We start from the raw sequence: 16,297 nt of genomic DNA, 5'->3' as shown, positions 1-16,297 counted from the left end.
TGTTGTACCCTCATTGTTTGGAGTCTTGTTATGGGCATGTTTGAACGGTTTTTATCGGTATGGGTTGGTTTAAGTATGTTGGCCGGAGTGTTGTTAGGTTTATGGCAGCCAGATATCTTTCAAGCTATAGCAAACCTTGAAATCGCCCACGTTAACTTGGTTGTTGCGGTATTTATTTGGGTGATGATTTACCCAATGATGGTGCAAATTGATTTTTCGGCAATGAAAGATGTGGGTAAAAACCCTAAGGGATTACTGCTGACCATTGTCATTAATTGGTTAATTAAACCCTTTACCATGGCGGCATTAGGATGGTTGTTTTTTAAGGTGTTGTTTGCCGATTTGGTCGACCCTGCATCTGCACAAGAGTATATCGCAGGGATGATTTTATTAGGTGTTGCGCCATGTACTGCGATGGTTTTTGTGTGGTCACAACTAACCAAAGGAGATGCTAATTACACCTTGGTGCAAGTGTCGGTTAATGATGTGATTATGATTTTTGCCTTTGCGCCAATTACCGCATTATTACTGGGCGTGAGCGATATTCAGGTGCCATGGGAAACCTTGCTTATTTCGGTATTACTGTATGTGTTGTTACCGCTATTGGCCGGAGTGACAACACGTTACTTGCTTAACCGCCGCCATGGATTAGCCGCAGTTAACTCATTTTTGGCTACCTTAAAACCATGGTCGATTATCGGCTTACTGGCCACTGTGGTGTTGTTGTTTGGTTTTCAAGCTGAAGTCATTGTGTCTGATCCGCAAACCATTGGCTTGATAGCTGTGCCTTTGATTATTCAAACTTACGGTATTTTTATTATTGCGTATATAGCCGCTAAATGGCTGAAATTATCCCATAACATTGCCGCTCCAGCTTGTTTAATTGGCACCTCTAACTTTTTTGAACTGGCGGTGGCCGTGGCGATATCGCTATTTGGGCTGCACTCAGGAGCCGCGTTGGCTACAGTGGTTGGGGTATTAGTTGAAGTGCCGGTGATGTTATCGCTAGTAGCCATTATTAATCGAACTCAACATTGGTTTAATCACTGATTTAGTCGCTTTGTGAGTTCAGTTTTATGAGCCAATTTGTTGAAAGCGTTTTTTAAGTTACTTTTTGGAGTTAACCATGCAACCTCATCATTATGATGTTTTAACGTTAGATAATGGCGCCAAACTGATTTTTACTCCGTGCCCTGGTACCAAAGATGAAGCTGTATCTGCGTCAGTTGCTACATTGAAGGCGGCAGGTACAAAAATGCTAGTCACCTTGATGTTCGATGATGAAATCGTACGCAATGCAGCAGAATATTTACCTGCAGAATGTACCAAACAAGCCATTACATGGGTGCAATTGCCCATTGCTGACGATGCCGCGCCAGGGCAAGAGTTTGAAACCCAGTGGTTAGCCCATAAAACCCAGATTATTGAATTGTTAAATAACCAAGGCATTATTGCAGTGCATTGCAAAGGCGGTTCGGGCCGCACTGGATTGGTGATTGGTCTGATATTAGTCAGCTTAGGCTGGCCTAAAGATAAAGTCATTAATGCAGTACAAGCATTGCGGCCCAAGGCGCTAGCTCATCCGGTTCAGCGTGAATATTTTGATGCATTTAATGGTTAGCATGTAGTGATGAACCTTTGAAACGATAACTTAACAATGAGAGCAAGCTCAGGACACCATTATGACGATAAAAATAGGTATTAACGGTTTTGGCCGTATGGGACGTTTATCAATGCGCGCAGCATATGATTGGGACGATGTAGAAATTGTACATATTAACGATCCTGCTGGCGATGCCGCCACGCTGGCACATTTAATGACCTTTGATTCAGTCCATGGCCGCTGGCACCACGAGGCAACACATGACGGTGATGCTATTGTTATTAACGGTAAAGCCATTCCTTGCAGCCGTAATGTTGCTACCCAAGACACTGATTGGTCAAAATGCGATGTGGTGATTGAAGCCTCAGGCAAGATAAAAACCAAAGCCTTGCTACAAGCTTACTTAGATCAAGGTGTAAAACGGGTTGTGGTGACTGCGCCAGTAAAAGAAGACGGCGTGCTCAATATTGTGATGGGCGTTAACGATGATTTATACGACAAAGCCATCCATCCCATCGTGACGGCAGCATCGTGTACCACAAACTGTTTAGCGCCTGTGGTAAAAGTGATTCATGAAAAGATAGGTATTAAGCATGGCTCAATGACTACGATCCACGATATTACCAATACTCAAACTATTCTAGATGCTCCCCACAAAGACTTACGTCGTGCCCGTGCGTGTGGCATTAGTTTGATACCCACTACCACTGGTTCGGCTACCGCAATTACTCATATATTTCCAGAGCTAAAAGGTAAGTTAAATGGTCATGCGATACGGGTACCGTTAGCCAATGCGTCACTGACCGATTGCGTATTTGAAGTGACTCGTGGAACAACGGTTGAAGAAGTAAACCAGCTATTGAAGCAAGCAGCTGATACTGAACTGCAGGGCATTATGGGTTATGAAGAGCGGCCATTAGTGTCGGTTGATTATAAAACCGACCCGCGCTCAAGCATTATCGATGCGTTGTCGACCATGGTGGTGAATGATACCCAAGTGAAACTGTATGTGTGGTACGACAACGAGTGGGGATACGCTAATCGTACCGCTGAGCTCGCCCGCAAAGTCGGCTTAGCAGACAAGGAATAAGCTTCATGGGGCTGGATACATTGCGTACCTTATCACCATCGATAAAACAGTACTTATTGATTACCGGTAATTACTGGGCATTTACCTTAACCGATGGCGCTTTGCGTATGCTGGTGGTGTTGTATTTCCACCAATTGGGTTACAGCCCTTTAAATATTGCGATGTTGTTTTTGTTTTATGAGATTTTTGGTGTCGTGACTAATCTTGTTGGTGGTTGGTTAGGCGCACGGCTTGGCCTAAATAACACTATGAATATTGGCTTAGGCCTACAAATAGTGGCACTAGTTATGCTAACTGTACCTGCTGACATGCTAACCGTCATGTACGTTATGGCTGCTCAGGCGCTGTCGGGCATCGCCAAAGATTTGAATAAAATGAGCGCCAAAAGCGCCATTAAAACCTTAGTGCCCGCAGATGCAGAAGGTAAGCTTTACCAATGGGTTGCGTTGTTAACGGGCTCTAAAAATGCCTTAAAAGGAGTGGGATTCTTTTTAGGTGGTGTGTTACTCACAAGCCTAGGGTTTACAGGCGCCATTATTTTAATGGCCACGTTATTAGGCATTGTATGGTTATGTAGTTTAGTGACCTTAAAAGATGATTTAGGCAAAGCGAAAAACAAACCTAAATTCAAAGATATTTTTTCTAAAAGTCAGGCAATTAATTTATTGTCGGCGGCGCGGATGTTTTTGTTTGGCGCCAGAGATGTATGGTTTGTGGTGGCATTACCGGTATTTTTAGCCACAACTTTTGGCTGGGATCATTGGTGGGTTGGTAGCTTTATGGCTAGCTGGGTGATTGGTTATGGTGTGGTGCAATCCATTGCACCTTATTTCACCGGTAAACGACAGGGAAAAGTGCCGAGCGGCCGAGCTGCTTTTACATGGGCAACTTATTTACTACTCATTCCTGCCGCGATTGCAGTCGCACTACATGCCGATTTTTATGTGCTAGAAAGTGTCGTCATCGGTTTATTAATGTTTGGCGCGGTGTTTGCGATTAACTCATCACTGCATAGCTACTTAATTGTTAGCTATGCTGGCAGTGATGGCGTGTCACTGGATGTGGGCTTTTACTATATGGCCAATGCCATGGGAAGGTTGATTGGAACGATACTGTCAGGTTGGGTCTATCAAGCCTATGGCTTAGAAGCTTGTTTATGGATATCGAGTGGTTTTATAGCTCTTGCTGCCTTAATTTCACTTAAGTTGCCTCATAAAAGGTAAACCATTACTACCACTAAATGCATTTTTGTTTACATATCGATATTTTGTTATCTAACCGTGATAGCCTGAAACTCTTACCGTATCATCGGTAAAAATTGCCTGTTCGCCTATGGCTTCTTCATTATTTTTTTTCTTACCTTAAATTTAAAACGTCTGTAAATCATGGTTTTATAGTTTTTTGTTGAAGTTGGCATGATGCTAGCTTTAACTAATACATAGTCGTGGTGTGAATCGTTAATTTTTACGATAGAGATAAGATATTTGTTTCAATCGTCAGCGTAAATTCAACGCACATCACAATGTAAACCGTACACCAAGGAGGTTTTTATGTTGGGCTGGACATTAATGTTTTTAGTGATAGCCGTTATAGCGGGTCTATTGGGGTTTACTGGTATTGCTGGTGCAGCAGCAGGTATCGCGAAAATTATTTTCTTTATTTTTATTGTGTTGCTAGTGATTTCGTTAGTAGCCAATGCGATTAGAGGCAAAGCTCCCCGAGGATAGTATTAACCCCTTACCTTAATCTAAGTTGAGGCTGCTTAAACAAGTTTATACGATTACAACCATCATCTAGGAGATGAATATGAATTTATTAAAACTACTGACAATGGCAAGTTTAATGGTGTTGTTAACGGCCGGTTTATCAGCATGTTCAGATAACAAAGCTGAAAATGCAGGTGAGAAAGTGGATGAAATGATCCAAGATGCCGGTAATGCAGTTGAAGATACATGTGAAGATGTTAAAGAAGGTATGAAAGCAGAAGATCCAGACTGCTAAGCATTATACCAATCACATTAACTATTTTATTTGTTTAAGTCGTTAAGTTTTACAACTCAAAATGCATTGTTCTAGGTAGAGTAACTCCATTTAAACCAATGTAAGTCGAGGTGGAATGTTTGACTGACAGCGACGAAATAACCAGATAGTTATTAAGATAAGTATTAGCCTAAGCAGCACACATGTGCTGCTTTTTTTACAACAGGAGGACCACAATGCTAACCCGTATTCATATTAAATATTATTATACTGTTGGCGCATTATTGGCTTTGTGCTTATGTGTGGCGCTTCCTTATGTGTTACTTAAGGTTATTTTTGCTTGGGTTGCATTATCTTTGGGGCTGGTGAGTTCAGCTTATTGGTTTAATAGCGCAGGCATTTTCCGAAAAAGCCAAGATGGCAGCATTCCTTGGTATATCAGTTGGAGTTTTGTTCCCTTTTTAATGGGGTGCCAGCTGTATAACGCCTGGGCAAGAAAGCATGACAAAGTGCCCGTAATCCAAAAAATAGATAAGCAGTTGTATTTAGCCTGCCGATTGTTTCCCAGTGATATTGACCGACTTAAGCATGAAAAAATTGATGCAATTTTGGATGTTACTGCCGAATTTGACGCATTAGAGTGGACCTTGTTTGATGAAAATATTGGCTATTTAAATATTCCCATATTAGATCACAGCGTACCGACTGTCGCACAGTTAAATCAAGCCATTAATTGGTTACACACTCAAGTCAGTAATGGTAAAAATGTAGTAGTACATTGCGCGCTAGGCCGGGGGCGTTCGGTGTTGGTATTAGCGGCTTATTTAGTCTGCCGTGAGAGAAATCGTAATGTTAATGATGTGCTTAAATCCATCAATAGTATCCGCCAAACGGCACGGTTAAATAAATGGCAGTTGGCTGCTATAGAAAAAATGCATAGTCAGCAACAAATTAATATTCACAAACGTGCTTGGTTGATTGTTAACCCAGTGTCTGGTGGTGGTAAATGGCATGATGAAGCAGACCATATTACCCAAACCTTGACGGATTACTTTCAGCTTGAAGTGCTGTATACCGCCAAAGATAAGTCTGCAGTGCAATTAGCCAAACAAGCTAAACAAAAGGGCGCAGATATTATAGTTGCCTGTGGTGGCGATGGTACGGTTAACGAGGTGGCATCAGTGATTGTTGATACCGATATTTTCTTAGGTATTATTCCGATGGGAACCACCAATGCACTAAGTCATACTTTGTTTGGCGCCGCCAGTAAATTGGTGCCGGTATCGCAAGCACTTGATATTTTGATTCAAGGTTATTCACAACGTGTTGATACTGCTACATGTAATGATGAGTTGATGTTGTTGCTGGTGGGGCTAGGCTTTGAACAAAAAATGATAGCGAAGGCTGACCGTGACCAAAAAGATGCCCTAGGACAATTAGCCTACCTTAATGGTTTGTGGGAGGCGGTAGGCGAAAACCAGCCATTGTCGATAAGAGTGCAGATCGATGGTGGCGATATTAAAGTGATTAACACCACTAGCCTAGTGATAGCCAATGCTGCGCCATTTACTAGCTTGTTAGCGCTAGGTAATGGCGAGCCCAATATTACCGATGGCTTGTTAGATATTACCTGGATTGAATCGAGTGAGACATCGCCACAACAGTTATTGAGTATGACCGAGTTGCTATTTGCAGGCTTAACTGGAGAACGTGAAGATAATCAACAGAGTCAAATTCATCATGAGCAAGCAAAAAAAATCTACTTAAACACAGATTCGTCTTGCCAATATGTGATCGATGGTGAGTTATTTGAATCAGAAGATTTGTGTATTAAAGTCAAACCCAGGTCATTAAATGTGCTTGTGCCAGAAGCGAGCAAACACGTTTAATGAATGGGCGTTTAATGACGCTATGGTTCGTCTGAACCGGTTTGGTCTTCGTATTTACTGAGTTTGTTGTAAAGGGTTTTGACGCTAATACCTAGCTGTTTGGCAGTATCATTTTTATTGCCCAATGAGTTGTCGAGCGCTTGATAAATAGCTACTTTTTCAAGTTCATCTAAGCGCATACCAGCAGGTATTTGTACGTCGTCAGCTAAAGGCTCAGTTGATGGTTCCAGAGGTGTCACCGTGATATGACTTGGTAAAATAGTATCTTCTGCCAAAATATATGCACGTTCTATTGCGTGTTTTAATTCGCGAACATTTCCGGGCCATTTTTGTTGTTGGATAAGTTTAATCGCATCATCTGAAAAGGTTTTAGTCAGTTTTTCAGCAGTATTTCGGTAGGCTAAAAAATGTTGTGCTAGGCCACTGATGTCATTGCTACGATCGCGTAATGGTGGCACTAGGATAGGGAAATGCGCTAAACGAAAATATAAATCTTCGCGGAAACGCCCAGCATCAATAGCGTCAGCTGGATCGCGATTGGTGGCAGCAACAATGCGAACATTGGCTTTTTTAAGCTGTTGTGAGCCGACAGAGCGATATTCATTGTTTTCGAGTACGCGTAACAATTTTACTTGATGTTCTAGCGGCATTTCGGTGACTTCATCAAGAAATAAGGTACCGCCTTCTGCTTGCTCGAATACACCACGGTGATCACGATGAGCACCGGTAAAAGCGCCTTTTACATGGCCAAACAGCTCACTGTCGACCAGTTCAGGGCTTAATGCACCACAGTTAATGGCGATAAATGGTTGGTTGATTCGGTGACTGGCCAGGTGAATGGTGTTGGCTACAAGCTCTTTACCCGCACCGCTTTCACCGACAATAAGTACGTTGCTTTCGGTTACGGCAACTTTACGAATAGTACGATACAACTTGTGCATTGCCCGCGATGAGCCAACCAACAAACCGTATTGGTCTAGTTCACTAGAAAATGGCTGTTGTTGTTTTGTCGATTGTGACTGCAAGTCTTGGGCAAAGTCTTCTAAGGTGTCGTTGATTGCGTCGGCATCGTAAGGCTGACGAAAATGATAACCAGCGCTTTTTGACATTAAGTAATCTAAGTTAGGATTCGGTTTACCTTCGCTTAAGAAGATGAACTCAATATCAGACATTAACGCACTGTCAGTTAACTCTGCGTATTCTAGTTGGCTTAACTGCGATAATTCAATAATAGCAACGTCTATCGAGTTACTGTGCAGCTGGTCTAACCAGGGCTGGTCAACTGAACTAGCAATCTTATTAAAGTGCTGGCAACTCGGTAAGGCCAGGAGCCGTGCTTCACCTTCTTGACGACGGTGTAAATGATAAAAAAGTGTTGGACGTGGCATACCGATTCACTCCCTGTGGTGTTAAGTCTAATGTTTACCAGTGATGTCGTGTTGACAATCACCAGTGATCATTCCGTGTAATTAGGTAATTAACTCAGACCCGGACAAATTATAATAACTTTAACTATTAGAAGGTTAATTAATTTTTGCCCATGTGCATGGGGTGTTCATGGTTTAGTTTTTGCTTAATAAGGTGTGCTGTACCCGTATATGTTACACAACCCATCCAACAAAGTGCCAGTAAAATTATCCAATGCAGGAGGATTTACGTTGAAATCATTTACTCGAGAAGAACAGGTTGAGTCCGATGTATGGCTATTACATGAGGCAATTGATTTATGCCAAGAAGGACAGCAATTTTATACCCAAGCTACATTAGGAGCTGACGATTACAACATCAAACGGATTTTTATCCGCATGGCCGACATTAGAAAATGCATGCTGGATCGTTTAACTCCTTTGTTTAGCGTGGTGCGAACAAGCCAAGCAAGGCCAATAGACAGTCAAACTTACCATCAACAATCCTCACATCGACACTATGCTAAGGCTGAGCAGGTTATACAGCATAAGCCGTTACCCCAAGCGATAGCGGTATTGGTTGAAACCGAACAACAGGTCTTGGCTCATTTAAAGCAAACGGCTAGAAAAACTAAAAACCAGCGTGTTGCTAGCCAACTTGCCGAAGGTATTGCTTGGCTACAAATGAGCTGTGACACCATGAAAAACCTCTCTTTTGCTCATACTTAGCCATCGGCGACACAAACAGCGTGTTTTAATGGATGTTAATTTGTGACTAGCGTGTGTTTACCTGACTGGCAGCATAATAGTTTTTTTGCCTACGGCATTAGCTATCTGTTCATTCTCTGGAGGGGTCATTTAATGCTAGAGCAGGCTATTCCGCGAATGCAATTGAGAGTCATTAATTCTCATCGCAACGATGAAAAATTTACCTAGCGTCGGTAAAAAAGTCCGATATTGTCATCTATCAGTAAGATGAAAATAACCATGAATACTTGTTAATTCATTATTAACAGATACTTATAACAATTGGCATGGTTCACGCATTGTATTCCTTGAGATTAACAACGGAGGAAAACTTTATGAACAAGACCACATTATCTGTAGTAATGAGCATTATGTTAGGTTCAATGGCATTCGGTGCAAATGCAGCACAAGATTGGCAAGATGATGCAAAAGATGCGTGGATCGATGGTAAAGCTGAAACCACACTTTTGTTAAATGCAAATCTGAACTCATTTGATATTAATACCGACGTGCATGATGGTAACGTGACCCTAACAGGTAAAGTTAACAGCAGTGTTGATAAGTCACTTGCTGGAGAGTTAATTAAAAGCTTAGATGGCGTAAAAGACGTTAACAATGAGCTTTCGGTGATGAAGCAGCACAGTGATAAAGACAGCAAAGATTTAAGTGACTCACTCACAGATTCGAAAGTTGCTACTGTAGTGAAAACCCGATTATTATTCTCTGCTGACGTGTCAGGTTCCGATATTAACGTCGATGTCGCTAATGGCGTAGTGACATTAAAAGGCACAGTGTCGAGTGATGCAGAACGTGATTTAGCTTTAACCATAGCTAAAAATACCGATGACGTAAAAGATGTAGTCGATGAGTTACGTGTAACAGGATAATCTATTCGGTTATACTCAAACCAGCCTTTGGGCTGGTTTTTTTATGCCTAAAAAGCATGTGTAGCACTTAATACCATCTCATTAAATATCTGATCAGTTCAGAGTCTCTCAGGTTTTTTAATTCAAGGCGCATTGATGTAGAAATGGCTGTTCCCTTTTAAATCGATGCAACACAGAAGTGGAATACCTGAGAGACTCCATTCTGGCGGGTTTCAAAGTACTTTATGCTGCGTTAGATGTTTTCAAAATAGAATCACTATTCGCTTCAATCATCTGCCTTGCCTACAGTACTTTGAACTCCCGCTGAAAGATCACATATTTAATAGGATTGGTATAACTTATGGATGCATTTTTCTGTGACAAACCATGTGATAAAACCGCTGTTAAATGTCATGCCGTGGTTGGCTTTGGCTAGTGTGTTACAGCTATCCGGCTGTGGCAATGTGTTGTGCCAAGCGCAAACCGATAAAGAAGTGGATCCCCTCAAGCAATATGAAGCCCAAAAGCGTTGTGAACAGTTGGTAGATAAGCATATGGACAATAGCTATCGTGATGGACGTGATGACAATATGCCGTTATTACAAGAGTCGATAGCCAATAATACCCATAGTGATTAATGCTGTTTCATTCAGAATGGTTCAAGCAATTTCTTACCATCTATTGACGGTCTTATTCGTTCTACTTTGCGTAGGCTTTTTTCTTATCAGAAACCTGACTGATGTTAATTACCTTTATTTTATGTTGAACACTTCTGTGGAGAAAACTGGGTTTAACGCAGCCGTATTAATAGATAATTGTTTGTTTCAAGGCCCGCTTACTGAGCTTAAGTCTTGTCGTAAACATGTTTAGGTTGTGTATATAGATGATGGGTTGATACGGAAATTGATCATTAAATAATTAATTTAGTAGAACAATTTATAGGTAAAAGCACATGTTTTTGTTTGTTCGCAACTAAAGTTAGCCGACTGGTCTATTCTTAGTTATCCTATCACTAAAAAAGGGAGGCTAAATGAATAAAAGTGCAGCGAGTAGACAGTCAATATGCGTCGTAGGTGAAAAGCTTTTTGCGTTACACGGTTATAGTGCAGTGGGGATTAAATTGATTCTCGACGAAGTGGGTATTCCTAAAGGTTCTTTTTATCATTACTTTGCCAGTAAAGAAGCATTTGCCACAGCCGTGGCCGAACATTATTTCCAGCAACGTATTCAACCTATCGCTATCGATTCAAGCGTAAACTTTAAAACCAATTTATCTACTGTGCTAAATGGATATCATCAACTCATTGACGAGCTGTTTAGTGGCAGTGAACCACGCGGCTGCTTGATGGGTAACTTGATGGTAGAGGTCAGTAGTCAGTCGCCGCAACTGCATCAAACCTTGAATCAGCTTTATGATCAATGGATCGGCCTATTGAGTGCACTTATTCAACAAGGGCAGCAACAAGGGCATATTCGTGCGGACTTACCGGCATCAACGTTAGCGAGTGTTTTTTGGTCAAATTGGCAAGGAACTATGCTACGCTGCCAAATTAAAATCGATAAAATGGCAGCTAAACGGGCTTTAGTGCAGTGCATACAAATGATGACTCGTTAACGCTAAGCGGTGCGGCGGTTATTTTTATTGTGTATTGCGGCAAAAATATTTATATTTCGGATGATTTTTCGGGGTTTGGAGTGGGTTGAATTGGCTAAAAGATTATTGTTTAGTTGTTTAGTGCTGTTGTTATCTGCATGTGCGTCTTCGCCTGCTGTGGTTATCGCGTCTAAGCCCGTGGTGGTTCCTCCCATGCTTAAGCCAGAACCACCTAAGTGGAGTGAGTCAAACCTACTGAGTTTTCATAATCAATGGAAAGGCACTCCATATCGTTTAGGTGGCCTGAGTAGAAATGGCGTAGATTGTTCAGGGTTTGTGTATTTGGCCTACTTGAATATTGTTGGCGACAAGTTACCTCGTACAGTGAACTCGCAACGTATTTTAGGTAAAGAAATACCGCGTAATCAGTTAAAAACTGGCGATCTCGTTTTTTTCAAAACCACCCGAACCGTTCGTCATGTCGGTATTTACATGGGCAATGACCGTTTTTTACATGCCTCGACTAAAAAAGGGGTAAAAATTTCGAGTTTGAATAATATCTATTGGAAACCTCGTTTTTGGTTTGCAAAACGCTTAAAAAACCCAACTGTTGAGCAAAATATGTCGATCGCTAGTCTTGTTGATCATGTTCAACAGCAAGACGATTTATAATTTGGCAGCAGTTTAACTAGCTGGTGCCGTTTTTCGCTTAAACGCTAGGCCTGTATCTGAAATGCAGATTTGATTTTCTACCGCCTAGCGTCAGTATATGCATGTTATTTATAGCTATTTTAGGCTAACGCCACGACATAAACGGACCCACTATGCCAGACTCCAAGCATTGGACCTTAAAAAGTATTGCCAAAGAATTAGGTGTGTCGAATGCGACGGTATCTAATGCGTTTAATCGTCCAGATCAGTTGTCGGAAAAACGTCGAATAGACATTCTAGCTGCCTGTAACGAGCTCGGATATTTTGGACCGAATAAAGCAGCGCAATCTTTAAGGCGTGGCAAATTTGATACGGTAGCATTAGTGTTGTCGGACAGTATTGAATACATGGTGTCTGATCCCGTGGCCAGTAAGTTTATGAAAGGCGTTGCGGCAGTTTTTGAGCAACATAAAATTAATTTACTGTTGTTTTCTGGCAGTTCTGACAATGTGAATGGCGTAAATGATTTTGTCGATGGTTTTATTTGTTATGGCCGTCCTCGCAACCGTTTATTGGCCGAGCAATTAAAAAAAATCCGTAAAAAAGTAGTCACTGTCGACTTTAATATTCATCGTAGTGCTTCGGTGAGTATCGATAATAAAGCCGGTGCCTATGAAGTGGCTAAATTGGCAATTCAATCTGAGCAAGATCAGGTCGCAATTCTTGGATTACGCTTGCTCGACACTCACTTAACCTGCCGCGTGTATGATATTCATTCTATGGAAATCGACACTTCAGTAGCACATCAGCGTTTGCAAGGCTATTTGGATGCCATTGGTGATACTGGGGTTAAGCTTGGTGATGATCGCATTTGGAATATTCCTGAAAGTAATGCCGACTTTGCTGCTATAGCAGCCAAAGAAGCGCTTAATTGTGTACCGCGTCCGAATGTATTTTTGTGCATGAGTGACCTAATAGCCTTGAGTTTAATGCGCGAGGCAATCCAACAAGGTTTGCGGATCCCTGAAGATATTCGTGTGGTGGGTTTTGATGGTATTGATGAAGGCTCACGAGCTATCCCGCCGCTGACAACCGTGTTCCAGCATTCAGAGCAAAAAGGCCGTAAAGCCGCAGAAATGTTTATTGCTGATGCCCATCATGCTGAAGTGTTAGGTTATGAACTTTCTCGTGGTGGCAGTTGTTGATGTAATATTGATGACCGGACGAATTTTGATACAAACAGTTTGATACAAACAGTTTGATACAAACAGTTCGATACAAATATATCGAGACAATCAGATCTAGACAATCATATCGAGACAATCAGATCTAGACAATCATATCGATACCAACAAGGCGCCTAATTAGGCGCCTTGTTTACGTTTAAGCTTAAATCAAACGGCAGATTATCCGCGGTGTTTAGCCAGTAAATCAGTCAGTACAATGTGAGTCGATTGCTGGGCTTCAACGATGTTGATATGGGCTTCTTTGCTGGCAAAATTAACGCTTAACTTGGCTGAACTGTCGCCATGCACCCAACAAAGATCTAACTGATTAGCCTGGTTTGTCATGGTGAACTCACCATTAAAGGCATCGACGTTATTACGTAGAGTAATCAGCTCACATAGCGCTTTAACAACCGGTTTTTGCATGGCGGTTTGAATGTCGCTTACCTGTAGATAAGGGCGGTTAATGTCACGACCTACCTGAGTTTGATTCAGCAATTCCATGGCATTAGGCACAGCCAATAAACCGGTGTAATACACCTGCGGAATACCTGGAGCAAAAAATTGCACGCTTCGAGCGATTAAATAATCAATGTCATTTTGGCCAAGTGCATCGTAGTAGGTGCAATTAACTTGGTATAGGTCGACATTGCTGGCTGCTGCGCCCGTTGCTTGCAGGCTTTCACCTTTGCTATTGCTATGGATGCGATTAACTAAGTTATCAATTTCTGCCGCTGTTAATAAACCTGCTTTATTGCCGACCGGGCCAGCGTCAATAATGCCAATGCCGTCATGAGTGTCTAATACCGTGACACAGTTGCGTGGGGCAATGGATAGCCAATGGCTTAATGCACTGGCATCTTGGCTAAATAAGCTGTGGAGAATCAATGGCGGCAGCGCAAAGTCGTACACCATGTCTACGCGCTTAGCAATATCGAGCTGGGTCATGTAATGCGAGTGAATTTCGGCAAGGGTGGTCATGCCTAGGCTGTTGGCTTTTTTGGCTAACTCATCGACAAATTCAAATGATTCTTCAATCATAAAACAGCTAGTGCCTGGTTTTTTAATGGCATAACCCGCAGCGTCAAGACGAATAAGATCGACTTTGCTTTCATGAAAACGCGTTAGCACCTTGTTTAAATGTGCCTGACCTGCAGCGGTATGCACATTAATATCAATTTGATTTGAGGTAAAAGTCGTCCAAAACTCGGCTTGTGTACCGTCGGCGAGTTTATAGGTGGTGAAACAACTCCCCGGACGTGGGCGATAAATTTTAGCTTGGTTTTCTGCACTTAAACCGTCTGGGAATACACTATCTTTGGTTAAAAATAAATCCCAGTAAGCAGAGTTTTTGCCGTTGGCAAGCACGTCTTGAAACTCGGTAGACTCTGCAGACATGTGGTTAACGATTAAGTCGGCCATGATGTCGTACTGTTGGCCAATCTGCTTTACGTCATTCCAATCACCAAGACGTTCATCTACTTTTGCATGGTCTATAGGGTCAAAGCCAGCATCGCTGCCGTCAATCGGATAATAAAAAGGTAACAGATGTACGCCACCAAAGAGATCATGCAGTTCTGTGTCGAGAACCTGTTTGAGTCCTTTTAAGTCTGAGTGCGCTATACGATCTACGTAAGTGATCAGCTGAACATTATTTTTCATGTTGGTGACTCTTAAAGTAAGTATTTAAAAAAAACTTAATCGATTAAGTTGTATATTTAACCAATATGAAACATTATTCAAGGGCTTTGTTTAAATATTGAATTCGTTTTCTGTGGGAGAAGACGAATGTGTCGCCATAAATAGACTGTGTGACCACAAAGAAAACATATAACAATAAGGTGAAAAGTATGGTTAACCATATGAAGAGTAATGAGAATAGTGGTAACACTAGGATAAGAATACTAACATATTTAATGTTTTTTATGTTCGCGATGACTTCTGATGCGGTGGGAGTGATTATTCCTGAGCTGATTAACACATTTGATTTATCGATGTCTCAAGCGAGTGCATTTCATTACATGCCAATGCTATTTATCGCATTAAGTGGGCTATTTTTGGGTTTTCTGGCGGATAAGTTAGGCCGAAAAATAACAATTTTAATTGGCTTACTGCTGTTTGCGCTAGCCAGTTTTATGTTCGCATTAGGTGAGTCATTTTATTATTTTCTATGTTTATTGGCGTTAGTCGGTATTGCTATTGGGGTGTTCAAAACGGGTGCGCTAGGATTAATTGGTGATATTTCAACTAACTCAAAACAACACTCAAGTACCATGAATACCGTCGAAGGCTTTTTTGGTGTGGGTGCCATGGTCGGCCCGGCGATTGTCAGCTATTTATTGATAACAGGGGTGTCGTGGAAGTATCTGTATTTTGGTGCAGGGGTGTTTTGTTTAATATTATGTTGGTTAGCTTATAAGGCTGAATACCCGCAACTTAAGCGCTCATCTACTCAAGATATTAATCTAGCCAGTACGTTTAGCATGATGAGGAACCCTTATGCATTGGGCTACTCTTTAGCGATTGGGCTTTATGTTGCTACTGAAGTGGCCATTTATGTATGGATGCCGACGCTATTACTCAACTATGAAGGTGAGTTGGCATTAATCGCGACGTATGCATTAACAATCTTTTTCACATTACGGGCACTGGGACGTTTCTTAGGTGGCTGGATCCTCAATCGATATAGTTGGCAGCAAGTGATGTTTTGGTTCAGCCTAGCAATTAGCCTATGTTATTTAGGTGCAATGATGTATGGCATTTCTGCGGCGGTTATTTTATTGCCTTTATCAGGCTTGTTTATGTCAATGATGTATCCAACATTAAACTCTAAAGGGATCAGTTGTTTCCCTGTTGACCAGCACGGTTCGGTTGCTGGGGTTATTTTATTCTTTACTGCGCTTTCTGCTGCATTAGGTCCATTGTTGATGGGAGTGGTAGGCGACATATTTGGTCATGTTAAATACGGGTTTTATTTAGCAACTGGCTTTGCATTTATGTTGTGCTTATTAGCAGCCTACAATCTGCTTCGTGATCCGTCAGGACATTTATTGACCGCTGACGCTAAATAATGAACCTCTGCGATTATAAATATTTAATCTAATAAACATCTACTTAGACGATTTTTTAATCCTGTTAACGATAATTGAACATAAATTGTACTTGCAATTTACTGTTTAGTTGCTAACTTGTAACTTAATCGATTAAGTAAAGGCTTGAATTTAACTTTAACCTTAACCTTTTGA

At 41.5% G+C, this 16,297-nt stretch carries 16 protein-coding genes; 14 read left to right on the top strand and 2 right to left on the bottom strand.

Annotation, left to right across the window (positions count from 1 at the left end; all coding sequences use genetic code 11):
• Positions 1-30 precede the first annotated feature (30 nt).
• The 7 genes from arsB (at position 31) to CXF88_RS20710 (ending at position 6,562) form a co-directional block, all read left to right on the top strand.
• Positions 31-1,050, top strand: a complete 1,020-nt coding sequence (gene arsB / locus CXF88_RS20740) for an ACR3 family arsenite efflux transporter (protein ID WP_101088668.1) — start codon at positions 31-33, stop codon at positions 1,048-1,050.
• Positions 1,051-1,126: 76 nt separating this feature from the next.
• Positions 1,127-1,621: a tyrosine-protein phosphatase gene (locus CXF88_RS20735; RefSeq protein WP_101088667.1), complete on the top strand. Its 495-nt coding sequence runs from the start codon at positions 1,127-1,129 to the stop codon at positions 1,619-1,621.
• A 61-nt stretch (positions 1,622-1,682) separates the two neighbouring features.
• Positions 1,683-2,693 carry an ArsJ-associated glyceraldehyde-3-phosphate dehydrogenase gene (locus CXF88_RS20730; RefSeq protein WP_101088666.1) on the top strand — a complete coding sequence of 337 codons (1,011 nt, stop codon included), beginning with the start codon at positions 1,683-1,685 and terminating at the stop codon, positions 2,691-2,693.
• Between the two features lie 5 nt (positions 2,694-2,698).
• Positions 2,699-3,916, top strand: a complete 1,218-nt coding sequence (arsJ, locus tag CXF88_RS20725; RefSeq protein ID WP_101088665.1) for an organoarsenical effux MFS transporter ArsJ — start codon at positions 2,699-2,701, stop codon at positions 3,914-3,916.
• A 327-nt stretch (positions 3,917-4,243) separates the two neighbouring features.
• Positions 4,244-4,420, top strand: coding sequence for a DUF1328 family protein (locus tag CXF88_RS20720; RefSeq protein ID WP_101088664.1), 177 nt, complete (start codon positions 4,244-4,246; stop codon positions 4,418-4,420).
• Positions 4,421-4,499: 79 nt separating this feature from the next.
• Positions 4,500-4,694, top strand: a complete 195-nt coding sequence (locus CXF88_RS20715) for a hypothetical protein (protein WP_101088663.1) — start codon at positions 4,500-4,502, stop codon at positions 4,692-4,694.
• 215 nt (positions 4,695-4,909) lie between these two features.
• Positions 4,910-6,562, top strand: coding sequence for a diacylglycerol kinase family protein (locus tag CXF88_RS20710; RefSeq protein WP_101088662.1), 1,653 nt, complete (start codon positions 4,910-4,912; stop codon positions 6,560-6,562).
• Positions 6,563-6,582: 20 nt separating this feature from the next.
• On the opposite strand, the gene CXF88_RS20705 is transcribed toward CXF88_RS20710, so the two are convergent.
• Positions 6,583-7,950, bottom strand: coding sequence for a sigma-54 dependent transcriptional regulator (locus CXF88_RS20705; protein WP_101088661.1), 1,368 nt, complete (start codon positions 7,948-7,950; stop codon positions 6,583-6,585).
• 210 nt (positions 7,951-8,160) lie between these two features.
• On the opposite strand from CXF88_RS20705, the gene CXF88_RS20700 reads away from it, so the two are divergent.
• The 6 genes from CXF88_RS20700 to CXF88_RS20675 all read left to right on the top strand — a co-directional run bounded on the left by CXF88_RS20700 (position 8,161) and on the right by CXF88_RS20675 (position 13,031).
• Positions 8,161-8,697 carry a glutamyl-tRNA reductase gene (locus tag CXF88_RS20700; RefSeq protein ID WP_101088660.1) on the top strand — a complete coding sequence of 179 codons (537 nt, stop codon included), beginning with the start codon at positions 8,161-8,163 and terminating at the stop codon, positions 8,695-8,697.
• A 353-nt stretch (positions 8,698-9,050) separates the two neighbouring features.
• A complete protein-coding gene (locus CXF88_RS20695) occupies positions 9,051-9,602 on the top strand; it encodes a BON domain-containing protein (RefSeq protein WP_101088659.1) in 552 nt (183 codons plus the stop codon).
• A 356-nt stretch (positions 9,603-9,958) separates the two neighbouring features.
• A complete protein-coding gene (locus CXF88_RS20690; protein ID WP_157822843.1) occupies positions 9,959-10,219 on the top strand; it encodes a hypothetical protein in 261 nt (86 codons plus the stop codon).
• 392 nt (positions 10,220-10,611) lie between these two features.
• Complete coding sequence (locus tag CXF88_RS20685) at positions 10,612-11,196, top strand: TetR/AcrR family transcriptional regulator (RefSeq protein WP_101088657.1); 585 nt, start codon at positions 10,612-10,614, stop codon at positions 11,194-11,196.
• 60 nt (positions 11,197-11,256) lie between these two features.
• Positions 11,257-11,847 (top strand): NlpC/P60 family protein, encoded by a 591-nt coding sequence (locus tag CXF88_RS20680; RefSeq protein ID WP_101088656.1) that lies wholly within the window; start codon positions 11,257-11,259, stop codon positions 11,845-11,847.
• A 152-nt stretch (positions 11,848-11,999) separates the two neighbouring features.
• On the top strand, positions 12,000-13,031 hold the full coding sequence (locus tag CXF88_RS20675; protein WP_101088655.1) for a LacI family DNA-binding transcriptional regulator: 1,032 nt from the start codon (positions 12,000-12,002) through the stop codon (positions 13,029-13,031).
• Between the two features lie 201 nt (positions 13,032-13,232).
• Here CXF88_RS20675 and gtfA read toward each other — a convergent pair whose 3' ends face one another.
• Positions 13,233-14,714, bottom strand: a complete 1,482-nt coding sequence (gene gtfA / locus CXF88_RS20670; RefSeq protein ID WP_101088654.1) for a sucrose phosphorylase — start codon at positions 14,712-14,714, stop codon at positions 13,233-13,235.
• A 188-nt stretch (positions 14,715-14,902) separates the two neighbouring features.
• On the opposite strand from gtfA, the gene CXF88_RS20665 reads away from it, so the two are divergent.
• Positions 14,903-16,123 (top strand): MFS transporter, encoded by a 1,221-nt coding sequence (locus tag CXF88_RS20665; RefSeq protein WP_101088653.1) that lies wholly within the window; start codon positions 14,903-14,905, stop codon positions 16,121-16,123.
• The last annotated feature ends 174 nt before the right edge of the window (positions 16,124-16,297 follow it).

The sequence above is a fragment of the Shewanella sp. ALD9 genome (assembly GCF_002836315.1).
In the GTDB taxonomy this organism is placed as follows: Bacteria; Pseudomonadota; Gammaproteobacteria; order Enterobacterales; family Shewanellaceae; genus Shewanella.
Note: the sequence above shows the minus strand (reverse complement) of the source record. Positions and strands in the feature narration are given on the sequence as shown.